Source organism: Turicibacter sp. TJ11, assembly GCF_021497505.1.
In the GTDB taxonomy this organism is placed as follows: Bacteria; Bacillota_I; Bacilli_A; order MOL361; family Turicibacteraceae; genus Turicibacter.
The window spans coordinates 12,911-26,398 of record NZ_CP069349.1 but is presented as its reverse complement, the minus strand read 5'-3'; the positions used below and the strand labels follow the sequence as shown (position 1 = coordinate 26,398).

Annotated in this window: 11 protein-coding genes; 2 read left to right on the top strand and 9 right to left on the bottom strand. The window is 33.1% G+C overall.

Annotated elements, in window-relative coordinates:
- Positions 1-286: 286 nt before the first annotated feature.
- The gene (locus tag JRC48_RS00185) at positions 287-724 is read right to left on the bottom strand and encodes a hypothetical protein (RefSeq protein WP_235069865.1); all 438 of its coding nucleotides are present in this window, start codon (positions 722-724) and stop codon (positions 287-289) included.
- 608 nt (positions 725-1,332) lie between these two features.
- On the opposite strand from JRC48_RS00185, the gene JRC48_RS00180 reads away from it, so the two are divergent.
- Together JRC48_RS00180 and JRC48_RS00175 are read left to right on the top strand one after the other, a co-directional pair.
- On the top strand, positions 1,333-1,779 hold the full coding sequence (locus tag JRC48_RS00180) for a DUF2383 domain-containing protein (RefSeq protein ID WP_235069864.1): 447 nt from the start codon (positions 1,333-1,335) through the stop codon (positions 1,777-1,779).
- 128 nt (positions 1,780-1,907) lie between these two features.
- A protein-coding gene (locus JRC48_RS00175) for an IS3 family transposase (protein ID WP_370630373.1) occupies positions 1,908-3,238 on the top strand; the annotation gives its coding sequence in 2 pieces (ribosomal slippage) (positions 1,908-2,309 and positions 2,312-3,238; 1,329 coding nt in all).
- A gap of 55 nt (positions 3,239-3,293) precedes the next feature.
- Here JRC48_RS00175 and JRC48_RS00170 read toward each other — a convergent pair.
- The 8 genes from JRC48_RS00170 to JRC48_RS00135 all read right to left on the bottom strand — a co-directional run bounded on the left by JRC48_RS00170 (position 3,294) and on the right by JRC48_RS00135 (position 13,415).
- On the bottom strand, positions 3,294-4,718 hold the full coding sequence (locus JRC48_RS00170; protein WP_235069862.1) for a 6-phospho-beta-glucosidase: 1,425 nt from the start codon (positions 4,716-4,718) through the stop codon (positions 3,294-3,296).
- A gap of 15 nt (positions 4,719-4,733) precedes the next feature.
- The gene (locus JRC48_RS00165) at positions 4,734-6,560 is read right to left on the bottom strand and encodes a beta-glucoside-specific PTS transporter subunit IIABC (RefSeq protein ID WP_235069861.1); all 1,827 of its coding nucleotides are present in this window, start codon (positions 6,558-6,560) and stop codon (positions 4,734-4,736) included.
- Between the two features lie 119 nt (positions 6,561-6,679).
- Positions 6,680-7,525 (bottom strand): BglG family transcription antiterminator LicT, encoded by an 846-nt coding sequence (gene licT / locus JRC48_RS00160; RefSeq protein WP_235069860.1) that lies wholly within the window; start codon positions 7,523-7,525, stop codon positions 6,680-6,682.
- A gap of 268 nt (positions 7,526-7,793) precedes the next feature.
- Positions 7,794-8,798 carry a nucleoid-associated protein gene (locus tag JRC48_RS00155; protein ID WP_235069859.1) on the bottom strand — a complete coding sequence of 335 codons (1,005 nt, stop codon included), beginning with the start codon at positions 8,796-8,798 and terminating at the stop codon, positions 7,794-7,796.
- Positions 8,799-8,812: 14 nt separating this feature from the next.
- On the bottom strand, positions 8,813-9,364 hold the full coding sequence (locus JRC48_RS00150) for a hypothetical protein (protein ID WP_235069858.1): 552 nt from the start codon (positions 9,362-9,364) through the stop codon (positions 8,813-8,815).
- A 228-nt stretch (positions 9,365-9,592) separates the two neighbouring features.
- Entirely contained in the window at positions 9,593-10,138 is a 546-nt protein-coding gene (locus tag JRC48_RS00145; protein WP_235069857.1) for a GNAT family N-acetyltransferase, read from the bottom strand.
- A 555-nt stretch (positions 10,139-10,693) separates the two neighbouring features.
- Complete coding sequence (locus JRC48_RS00140; RefSeq protein ID WP_235069856.1) at positions 10,694-12,415, bottom strand: phospho-sugar mutase; 1,722 nt, start codon at positions 12,413-12,415, stop codon at positions 10,694-10,696.
- 118 nt (positions 12,416-12,533) lie between these two features.
- A complete protein-coding gene (locus JRC48_RS00135; protein ID WP_235069855.1) occupies positions 12,534-13,415 on the bottom strand; it encodes an aldose 1-epimerase family protein in 882 nt (293 codons plus the stop codon).
- Positions 13,416-13,488: the final 73 nt, after the last annotated feature.

The window sequence follows — 13,488 nt, the reverse complement described above, 5'->3', positions numbered from 1 at the left end:
AGCGTCATCAGACCAGTTACCTCTTTCCTATCTCTTTACTAGCAGCTTATCGAATTTTTACACGAATTATCTTGTCACCTTTAGCCTTACTTTCTAAATAAAGTGAAATCTTCTTTTATAATTACATTCTACCTCTTATCTCACTTCTCTTAATATTCGTCTACTTTTTACTCTAAGTACCCTTTGATTACCACGCTAAAAGCTTTCCGGAACCACCCGCATAGCAAGTGGTTTTCATTTAACACAAAAAAAAATCGTAGCTAAAGATCTAGCTACGATTTCTTAATTAATAGATGAAACAAAGTGCGATTAAAGTCATCACAAGATACGCATCACCGATTATTCCAACTATTCGTTTCATATATAATAAAATCCAGTCTTTCCGTTCCATACGGGTTGGAAAGATCCAGTTAACAGATAAAGACTCAATTAAGACGCAAATGGCTGCAATCATACTGATGATTGTAAACCAAAGCTGATGCACAATAAAGCTTGCCCATAGTAAACCTGCTAATTGAATTAGCATTCCCTTAACAATAAACTCATAGTACTGCATTTGACTTTCAGCCTGGCTTCTATTTTTTTCATTAACATAATTGCAGTAAATCACATATTTTGAATTAGGCAATAATCTAAACTTTATGTGTTGACTTGCTAGCATCAGCAAGATGAAAAAATATGAGACTAATATAACACGTGAAATAACTTCTAACATCAACTCCATTTTATGACCTCTTCTCTTTGGATTCCCCCTCTATATTTATACGTATTTCTATGAACAATGTTTTTAATTTCGCAAAATAAAGAACGATTTCCTTTTGATCAATAAAATGTCTTTTACCACCTAAATTTCCATCTTCATTTTTGTATAAAATTTTGATAAAAAATCTTATCATTAACTCTATATAAAGACATTTTCATACAAATTAATACAATCTAATAAAAATAATCTCTTTTAAAAAATCTAAAAATTAGATCCCCTTTTCAACGAAAATGAATATACTACTAGTCCAGCTGTAACATTTTCTAGCAATAAACTTAATCTATATCTATTTTCATGAAATTTATGATTCTACTTCATCACCAAATGACAGCATTAATGTTTTTATTTGACGAATACTATACAGAAGTTCTTAAATGAAAAGGTGGTCCATATGAAAAATGATCAAAAAACGATTAAAGAATTAAAGCAAACTAAATGAATCTTAGATACATTTAAACCATACGAACAAAAAACACAGGCATCTGAATTTAAACAAGGGTTAAATAAAGAATTAATCTTCTTATTTGACGAATACTATAGATGATATCTTAATTAAAAAGGTGGTTCATATGGAAAATAATCAAGAAATTATCAAAGAATTAAATAAATTCTTAAAGGGAACTAAAATGGGTGTAGATACGTTTAAACAATATGAAGAAAAAGCACAAACACCTGAACTTAAACAAGAGTTAAATAAAATTATATCTATTTTTAAATCACACGAAGAAAAAACAGCTGCAGCTATTAAAAAACTAGGAGGAGAAGCTGATGATTCACTCGGAATCGCAGGAGAACTTGCTAGTATGTTTGAAAAAGTAAAAGATATCTTTGTTGATACGGATCAAGAAGTATTAGAACGTGCGATTAAGGCCGTTAATATGGGAAAAGATCAAGGAACAAAAGTTTTACAAACATGTAAAGACTTAAAAGCAGATCCATTCATTATTGATCGATTAACTGAAATCTTAAATGACTATGAAACAACCTCAAAAGCATTAAACAAACTTTCTAAGTAACTCTATTTATAAAAAAAGCTCGTAAGGAATATTTAAAATGTACCCTAGAGAGTAGACAAGTAAAAAAAGTCTACCCTCTAGGGTCTTTTTGCTATCATATAAACTATTAGATTTTAGGAGGATTTCAGATGAGCAAGAAGTTATTTACACCGCAAGAGATTGAACAACTCAAACAAAACGATTATGTTAAGTCAGTGTCTGAAAAAGGGATTACTTATACAAAAGAATTTAAGGAAAACTTTATTGCGATGAGCGAGAAAGGAAATTTTCCTCGAGAGATATTCGAATACTATGGATTCAATGTTGAGATGCTTGGTATGCAGCGTGTGAATTCTGCAGCTAAACGTTGGAAACAAGCCTTTAAAACTCAGGGGCCATTAGGATTGGATGATAGTCGTACTACCAATTCTGGAAGACCTCTAAAGCGAGAGTTAACGATAGAAGAACAGTTGTTACGTACGCAAGCCGAATTAGAAGTTTTAAGGATTGAGAACGAATTATTAAAAAAGTTGAGACTCGTGAGAAAAATGCTAGAATAGTCTCTAAAGAAGTAAGGTTTCAAATGATTCATCAAGTGGTGAGCCAGACATCAACTAAATTTAACTCTTTAATTTCTCATTTATGCGATAGTCTTGGTGTTTCAAGATCAGGTTATTATCGTTATTTTTCGTCATGCGCTGAAAAAGCACGCTTAAAGCGACTAAAAGACGAACAACAACGTTTAGAAGTGATTCAACAAGCCATTCATTTCAAAGGACGAAAGAACAAAGGAATTCGCCAAGTAGCGATGGTTCTTAAAGGAGAATTCAACATCTCCTTTAACCTAAAATCTATTCATCGCATCATGAAAAAATATGGATTGTTGAGTAAAGTTCGTCGAAGTAATCCCTATCGTAAACTCGCTAAAGCTACGCAAGCACATCGCGTTTGTCCAAATCTTGTTAACCGTAAGTTTAGACCATCAGAACCTTACAAAGTTCTATTAACCGATATCACTTATTTAAAATATGGAAAGGGTCAGACTGCCTATCTCTCTACCATTTTAGATAGTGCAACGAATGAAGTTTTAGCCTTTCAATTAAGTGATCATTTAAAGATAGATTTTGTGCTTCAAACACTGAAAAAACTTCAAGAAAATCCGACTGTCCAATTAATGAAAGAAACGATCATTCACTCCGATCAGGGAGTACACTATACTAGTCCACAATTTTCAAATCAAGTAAAAGAATTAGGAATTCAACAATCCATGTCAAGAAAGGGTAATTGTTGGGATAACGCTCCACAAGAATCATTTTTTGGGCATTTAAAAGATGAAGCAGAGATTACGAATCAAATGTCATTTGATGATTTATTCATCGAAATTAAAGATTATATAGATTACCATAACAACTTTAGATATCAATGGAATTTAAATAAGCTGACTCCTGTAGGATACAGAAATCAGCTTCAAGTTGCTTAGGTTTTTTTTCTTTGTCCTTGACAAAGGGTACAGATTAATTCCTTACGAGCTTTTTTTATAATACCTCACCATTTGAAGCAATCACTTCTTTATACCAATTAAATGATTTTTTCTTCAATCGTTTCATTGTTCCATTTCCGTCATTATCTAAATCAACATAAATAAATCCATAGCGTTTTTTCATTTCTCCTGTACTTGCACTCACAAGATCAATACATCCCCATGGCGTATATCCCATGACTTCAACGCCATCTAATTCAATCGCATCTTTCATCGCTTTAATATGTTCTCTTAAATACTCAATACGATAATCATCTTCAACTGTGCCTTGTTCAGTGACAACATCAACAGCACCTAATCCATTCTCGACAACAAATAATGGCTTCTGATAACGATCGTATAAGCTATTCATTGTAATTCTAAAGCCTAGTGCATCAATCTGCCATCCCCATTCACTCGCCTCTAAATAAGGATTACGTAACGTGGCGAACACATTTCCTTGTGTCATTTTATTCACTTCTGGATCGGCACTTGTTAAACGTGATGAATAATAAGAGAAGGCGATGAAATCTACCGTATGCTGTTTTAAAATATCTTGATCCCCTTCTTCAAACGGGATGTTAATCCCTTTTCTCTCTAATTCTTTTAATGCATAGTTTGGATAAGCTCCACGTGATTGAACATCAATAAAGAAATAATTTTCTCGATCTTTCTCCATTGACTGCCAAACGTCTTTTGGATTCGGTGTATTCGCATACGTATTTCCAGCTGCTAACATACATCCTACCTGACATTCAGGCATAATTTCATGAGCTAATTTCGTCGCTAACGCACTCGCCACTAATTCATGATGAGTCGCTGTATATTTAATTTGTTCAATATGATCTCCCTCTTCAAAAGTAAGCCCCGCTGCAACGAAAGGTAAATGTAACACCATATTAATTTCATTAAATGTTAACCAGTATTTTACTAAATCTTTATATCTTTTGAAAATGGTTTCGCAATAGTTTAAATAAAAATCAATCATTTTTCGATGTCGCCAAGAACCATATTTTTCGACTAAATTCATAGGAACATCAAAATGTGTAATTGTGACTAATGGCTCTATTCCATAGCGTTGACACTCTTTAAATACATCTTCATAAAATTGTAATCCTTCCTCATTTGGTGTTTGGTCATCTCCATTTGGGAAGATACGGCTCCATGAGATAGATAATCTGAATGTCTTAAATCCCATTTCACTAAACAATTTAATGTCTTCCTTGTAATGATGATAAAAATCAATCCCTTTATGACCAGGATAATAGTGATTTGCATCACACGTTAACATTTTTAACTTTCCAAGTCCAACTGGAAAACGATCCTTTCCTGCTGGTAAAACATCTCCATTTGCTAATCCACGTCCACCTTCTTGATAAGCACCTTCACATTGATTGGCTGCTGTTGCGCCTCCCCATAAAAATCCTTTTGGAAAACTCATGTTTGACTCCCCCTATTATAAGATAACTGTTAGTAGTTTATCTGTTGGTTTAATTTCTTGATCTTGTGTTTCAATAACATCTGTATAATCATTAGAGTTAGTAATAATAACCGGTGTTTCTAAACAATATCCCTCGTCTTGAATCGCTGCTATATCAAAGGTAAGTAGTAATTGTCCTTTCTTAACAACATCTCCTTGTTTAACAAAAGCTTCGAAATGCTCTCCGTTTAAGCGAACCGTATCGACACCTACATGAATCAACATTTCACAACCATTTTCTGATACTAATCCAATCGCATGTTTAGTTGGAAATAACGTAACAACCGTTCCATCAAACGGAGCGACTACTTTTCCTTCTGTTGGAATAATTCCGATTCCTTTTCCTAAAATTCCTGAATTAAACGCTTCATCTTTTAAATCTGTTAATGCGATAGTTTGTCCTTTAATTGGGCTCATTAACTCCTCTTGTCCCATTCGAGTGGATTCTAAAACTTCATCATTTTTTTCGTTTTTATCGTCTTTAAATAAGATAAAAGTTGCTGTAAATGAAAAACCAATCGCAATGACTAAGGCAATACAAACATGCATCATAATTGAGGCTGTATCTCCATCAAGATTAATAAATCCAGGGAATCCAAAAATACCTAAACCAGCCATTTGATAAGTTAATAGATCTTTAAATCCAATATAAGCAGCCCCAAGTCCCGCTCCGATACATGAAATAATAAAATATTTAATTCGAGGTAACGTTACCCCATAAATAGCTGGTTCTGTTACTCCAAAAATTCCTGAAATCCAAGCAGGTAAAGCAACTTCTTTTAATTTTTTATCTTTTGTTTTCAACCACATCGCAAATACAACAGCTGTTTGAGCAAATGATGGAACAAACATTAATGAGAAAATTGGTGTTGGTTGTCCACTCATAAACTGAATGATCCCCACAGCAACTAATCCCATATGAACACCAAATATTACCAGGAACTGCCATAAGAAACCAACTATAATTCCCGCTAAAACTGGATTGAATCCATAAATACCCATAATCACATTAGCAAGTCCATCTGAAATCACATTAGCAACTGGTCCAATCACTAAGTATCCAATTGGAACCGCAATTAATAAGACAAACATTGGAACAACAAATGCCTTGATCACAGTCGGTATAACTTTATTTAGAGCTTTATATAAATAAGCTGCTAAAATATTCGTTAAAAGAATCGGTAACACGGTTGACGTATAGGTTGCGTTAATCGTTAATCCAAACACTTCAAGATCAACACCTTGTAACGTTGGATAAATCAGTGCAGCTCCAATAACCATTCCTAAAAATGGGGTCATCCCAAACTTAACAGCAGATGTATAACCTAATACAATCGGGAAGAAGTAAAATAACGCATCTCCAATTCCATCGACTAACATATAGATTCCGCTTGTTTCTGAAACAATGCCTAAGAATAAAAATAAAGCTAAAAATCCTTTAATCATCCCACTTGCACAGAGTACTCCTAAAATCGGTGCAAAAATTCCTGAGATAGTATCTAATACTTTATCCTTCATAGACATCTTTTTGGTTACTTCTTGAGTCCCACTTGTGATTCCTGCTAATTTGCATACATCTGCATACACTTCAGGAACATGATTCCCAATCACGACTTGATATTGACCATTACTTTTCATTACTGTCACAACACCAGACATATTTTTTAAAACTTCATCCTGTGCCTTTGACTCGTCTTTTAATTGAAAACGTAATCTTGTCACACAATGAACGAGACTAATAATATTATCTGATCCACCGACATACTTAATAATTTCTTTTGCTAATGATTCATATTTTCCCATACTAACTCCTCCATTATTTGAAATAAATTCTAAAATGAAGGTTTGGCCAACTTAATGTCACCATCCACTAATGCTTACTAGGTATTTATGAAATCACCCCCTCTCATGTAAAGCAAACATTATGATTTTTGTGATTCACTCACAATACGTGCAATATGTATTGTTAAATATAAGATTTCTTCATCACTTAAATCATAACCATACTTCTCTTTAATATAAATTGTAATTTTATTGACGCATTCAAAAGCATTACGATATTTAATTTTAACGACTTCTAATAAATCTCCACTTTGTTGATCATTGTAGGTTTTTTCAGCGAATAATCGAGAAGCAAAAAACTTTAAATGAGTAATCAAGCGATAATAATAAACGGAATCTTCATTCAATTCTAATCGAAACGTATGCTTAATGATTGTCTCGATTTCAGAAATTAACTTAGCCATCTTTGAAATTTCAGGATTGGGTTGATCAAGCTGTGCATTAATAAAATGTAAAGCAATAAAAGCAGCCTCATCTTTAGGGAGTACTATACTTGTTTCTTTTTCTATCAGCTCAATGGCATGCTGTCCTATCATAAACTCATCAGGATAAAAACGTTTAATTTCCCAATAAATCGAATTTTGAATAAAAATGTTATTTTGAGCACGATCAATAGCCGTTGAAATATGATCACTCAATGAAATATAAATATAATCATTTAATTCTTTACCTAAATTGATCTTAGCATCACTTATAATTTGATCAGAAAGCTTTACATGTTCCATTGGAATATTAACCAATAATTCTTTAAATATAGTATTCATTTCTTTTGTACTTAATTTAAAAACTTTATCAATCATACTTTCATCTATTTGATCCCCTGGTCGTTTCTTAAAAGCAATTCCCCGTCCCATCACAATTTCTTCAATATCATTTTTATCTCTTATAACAGCTACATTATTATTTAAAATCTTATCAATAATCACTTTCTCTCCCCCTATCCTTGAAAATAGAAAAACCTACTGATAACTAAAAACACCGAACCCCTCCTCGGTTATCTATCATTATCAATAGGTTTAGCTTGTACTTAAACAATCACTATCCTGATACGATTAATATAACATATATCCCATTTTTTAACAACGCTTTCTTTTTATTTTTTTATCTCATTTTATGTTGAAAAAATAACTCCTCGTAAACGACAAAAGAGAGGATGCTTCCTCTCTTTTAATGACTAACTATCATATCGTCTGCTTACTTATTCTCAATGTTTCCGATATTTTTTATTTGAATTGCTAAACGTCCATCTGGCATGTTGATCACTTCAATATAATCTTTGTTGTTGTAGTAATCCAGTGGAATCGTAATCTCAATTCCCGTATCGGTTTTAATTTTTTGTGTCTTTTTTAATGGCATTTTAACACGATTCGCATTTTGAACAGGTTTTTCAATTCCTTGATTTTCAATCTCCGCAACATAAGCTAACTTTGCCTCAGGTGTTTGATAAAATACCTCTTCAGCAATTTCTTTCATATCAATATCTTTACCTTCATTAATCGTCTCTTTAATGACACGCTCAAATGCTGGTACCATCTCTAGCTTATCTAATTCATGATGCTCGATAACTTCTTCAGCAACCACACGTGCCTTTTTAACTGCTTCCTTCACAGAAATTTCAGTTTTACACTCTAAAATTTTATCTGCATAAAGATGAGTATCATCATCTTCTGTTGACGTTAAATTTTCTAAAATCGTTAAGGTCATCTTATCTAAATCAATCATAAAGAAATTCGCACTTTTTAAACTAGCAGCGGGAATAATGGATTGATGAACGATCAGATTATTTTGAATCCCTGTATCACTTTGGTTAACGTGATGAACCATTCCTTCTTTACACGTTAGCTCTAATCCAACAATATATTCTACTTCTGAGACTTCAATCTCACATAAAAATAAATCACTTGCTGTAAAAATCTCATAACGATCTTTCCAGTCATAACGTTTCGTTGCAATGGCATTAGCAAAATCAATAAACGGAATCGTACGATTACGATATTCTAAAAATAACTTTCTCGCCTCACTATCTTCCTTAAATACTGCTGGACGTCCCGCTGCATTCTTCATACATTTTTCGATATTTTTTTCTAAAAAATGATAGGCCCCATCCACTGTTTCATCGAGTGGACGCTCCGTTGGCATAAACATTTGATGCACATTATCTAATAAATATAAATAACAACTTTTTACATTAACCGCCATAAACTCTCACCTTTTTACTTTAAATTTAACTGTTTTAAATCAAATGAAGTGTCAGTCACATATAAAACGTCACAGTTCATGTTTACCTCTTCAAGCTTTTCAAAATACGTTTTCGCAAACTCCCCAAAAATAACAACTTGGCATGATTTATTTAAACATCCTGATTTCATTAAACGATTTTTAAATTCATATAAAACAGCTTTTTCAAACTTATTAATATCTTCTATTTCGTGCTTTCCAAACTCAGAATAACCATCCTTAACCAGTGGTGTCAACAAATCAAATAATACTCTATATTTGTCATCTAAATTCGTCGTTTTTTGTAGTGGAACCGCGCAGACATTTAAAATAGAAAAACGAGGATCTGTTTTAGCGATCTCCCCTAACGACTTCTTACTTGCCTCATCACAAATACTTCCCCCAGGATATCCTAGTTCTAATTCAACATCGGTTGGGGCATCCACAATAAAGTAAACCTCTGAATCTGAATGAATAATATCTGATACCTTTTTCTTATATTCAGCAAAATAAAAACGGCATAAATTTAGCCATTGATTACTATACATCAAATCACTCCTAAACCTAAACTCATACCTACAAGTATACAACAAAAAAATCTCCTCATATACAATAAAATCAAACAAAAATGAATAGCTGCCAAACAATAATAGTCTTAATGCTATTCATTATCTCTTTCCCTCTATAAAAACCTATTATCACTCAAACTACTTAATCTTTCTTTATGTCCTATCCATAAAAATAGAAAAAGCAGTGCTAAAAAATTAACACTGCTTTTAACTTAATCGACACGTCTTGCAATTGCAAGAACGAATCTTATAAACATATTCATAACCTTTTAAAGAGGTTGGTATTTTTTCACATGATTCATTGACGATTTCAGCTACTTTACGAGTATTTATAAATCCCATTCGCTCCCAAAAACTAATAGCACGTCTCACGGATCGTAAGCGAATGACATCAAGTTCTGGTAGCAATTTCGTACATTCAATTAGATGATTAAATACCTTTTTACCAAATCCACACCCCATCGGTAACGTCATGAATTTATTAATTTTTATATATGTAATTTGCCGCTCATCATCAGCTGTAATCGGATAATACAACTCTAGTTGAAATAACCAGTTCCAAGGTCCACTTGAATAATGATATTTTACCTCATAGCCATATCTTTTTCGATTAATAATTAAGATGACATCACTACTAAGTAATTGATCTAATCCTTGTTTCCACTTCAAACAAAAGGCCGCTACCTCATCCGTTACCATACTTACTAAATCTGATAATTTATCGACATTACGATGGTCCACTGTTATCTTCATCACAGTTCCTCCCCTCGTAGGTAGTCCATTCATTCTATGCGAAATCACACTTACTTGTGCTATGAAACCGGTGAAATTCCATAACTTTTTAATTTTAATTAACGGACATCATCTATTAAAAATTAAGGCATGAAAAAAGTAGAGATTCGCAGCAATCTCTACTTTTTTTAGAAAGTTATGAAATGGGAAATTTTGTGTTAAGATAAAAATCTTAACTATAAATACGACATCTATAGCCAAACTCACGATTCAAATAGTTATCATCGTGAATATTGAATCTATAGAAATCCATACAACCATTTTGAAATCCATGTTTTCTAATCATTATTCTTAATAGAAAACATTACCCGGAGTTGAAAAAATCATTGATCTTGCTACGCGGTTGTTCGTAGTCAACATCATTTTAGTTTGAATCTTTCATTATTTGTACATCCCCTGCACCGTGCTCTCTTGAACACAAAGTTATTATATCATTTTTTACTAAAAAAATAAATGCTTTTAGTTTTAATTTTAATAAAAAACCCTATGATATTAATCATAGGATTTTATCTTTCATTAAGCGATAATTTGATTAACACGCGCTAAAACATCTTCCTTAATTTTAGCTACTTGTTCGTCTGCTTTTTCTAATTCATCAGCAATGACACCAATATAAATTTTCGCTTTTGGTTCAGTTCCTGATGGTCGTAAAACGAACCAAGATCCATCGGCTAACGTATATTTTAAAACATTAGATTTTGGTAAATCAATCGTCGTTGTTGAATCATTTGTTAATTCTGTACGAATACTTTCTTTATAATCCTCAACAGCTACCACTTCTTTACCTGCAATTGTAATTGGCGTAAACTCGCGGAAATCAGCTAAAATCGCCTGAATTTTATCTGCTCCTTCTTTTCCTTTTAACGTAATATTTACTAATGCTTCACGGTAGCATCCATAAGTATCATATAACTCCATTAACACATCGTATAATGTTTGTCCGTGCTCTTTATAGTAAGCAGCTGCTTCAGCACACATTAAAACAGATTGAACAGAGTCTTTATCACGAACAAAGTCCCCAATTAAATAACCATAAGACTCTTCATATCCAAAGATATACTCATAGTCTGTACCTTCAATTAAACGAGCTTGTTCCCCGATAAATTTAAATCCTGTTAACGTTGAAACCACTTCATATCCGTATGAACGAGCGATAGCTGCTCCCATATCAGATGTTACAATCGTATTGAACACTTTCCCTTTAGCTGGTAATGTTCCGTGTGCTTTCTTTTGAGATAAAATATAGTGAATTAAAATCGCACCTGTTTGGTTTCCTGTTAATAACACATACTCTCCTTCAGGATTTTTAACAGCTAATCCAACGCGGTCAGCGTCTGGATCTGTTGCGATTAAAATGTCTGCATCAATTTCTTTTCCTAAGTGAATAGCCATTTCAAAGGCAGAAGCTTCTTCAGGGTTTGGTGATTTTACGGTTGAGAAGTTTGCATCTGGAACACACTGTTCTTCAACGACATGTAATTGTTCATATCCACATTCCGTTAACACACGACGAACTGGCATGTTTGCTGTTCCGTGTAATGGCGTGAAGACGATTTTTAAATCTTTTTTATTGCAATCTGGATTAATTTCTAATGCCTTTACGCGTTCTGTATAAACGTCGTCAATTTCTTTTCCAATCATTTGGATTAATCCCGCTTCTTTTAATTCAGCTTCTGATTGAACATCAATTGAGAAAACATCATCAATCGCATCAACTAAAGCAATCACCTGATCAGCATCTGCAGGAACTAACTGACAACCTGTTTCATCATAAATTTTATATCCGTTATATTCAGGTGGATTATGTGACGCTGTCACGACAATTCCTCCTGCTGCTTGTAAATGACGCACAGCAAATGATAACTCAGGTGTTGGGCGTAATGATTCAAACACATAAGCTTTAATTCCGTGACTTGCCATGACCTTTGCTGATTCCATTGCAAATTCTGGTGAGAAATGACGGCAATCATAAGCAATCACAATTCCACGTTCTTTTGCATTTTCAACATTTTTTAATAAGTATTGTGCAAATCCTTCATTTGCTTTACGAATTGTGTACACATTCATGCGGTTTGTTCCTGGACCAACAACTCCACGCATTCCCCCTGTACCAAACTCTAAACTACGATAAAATGCATCTTCTTTTTCTGCATCTGTCATCTTTTCTAATTGATCTTTTAAATAAGACTCTAAGTTCTCTTGCCCTAACCACTTTTGGTATTCTGTTTCAAAAGACATACAGTACCCTCCATATTTATAAATTTCTAGTTGATATTATATCATACTACCGACCAAAAAATAACACAAGCTATATAAAAATAGTAATAAAACCTTATTATACATCATAATTGAAACTCTAATTAAATGTCATGAAGTAACTCACTTCAAATTTAGCGCCTGGCTCTAGAAACTGGATGCCTTTTTTATTCAATAACTCCTGAGGCTTACCAGCTACATCAGCGATTCCATACCATGGTTCAATACAAACAAAATCTGCAATAACCTTTTCTTCATTAATTGGTGACCAAATTCCTACATAAGGGAATTCATCAAAACGTACCGTCACTTCACGTTCATGATGATATGATTTTAAAGAAATAGCTGTTTCACCTTCTAAAATCAATACTGGATACTCTTCAAACAATTCTTGACTTAATGGTAGTAATTTAAGTTTTTCAATAATTTCTACTTTTTCATCCGTTATTAAGCCAGTTTCCGAGTTGAATAAATAGGTTTTAATTCCATCAGATGATTCTAAATGTAAGTAATAATCAGAAATCTGATCTTCTTCATTTAATTTTGTATTAAACGCTGGATGTGCTCCAATTGAAAATGGCATCGTCTCCTCACTTAAATTCACAACTTCCCACTTTACTTCTAATGTCTCATCAACTAGCTCATATCCTACCTTTAAACTAAATTCAAATGGATATTGTTCTAATGTTTTTGCATTTGACTTTAATTCAAACCACGCCTTTGTATTCGTTTGGCACAAAATATCAAACTTATGATCGCGCGCAAATCCATGTTGATTTAATGAATATGATTTTCCGTTTAGTAAATAAGTATCTTGTACTAAACGTCCTACAATAGGAAATAATATCGGTGAAGATCTTGCCCAAAAATCTGGATTTGAGTTCCATAAGTAATCTATCTCATGTTGTTGATGATAGACACGTTTGACTTCCGCTCCATGACGACTAATCTCTATTAATAGTTTCTCATTCTTTAATTTCATTCTATACCCCCATACCTTTCATCATGATTTCCCCTTTTGATGCTTTCATCAAATCGTGACTTGATTATAACAT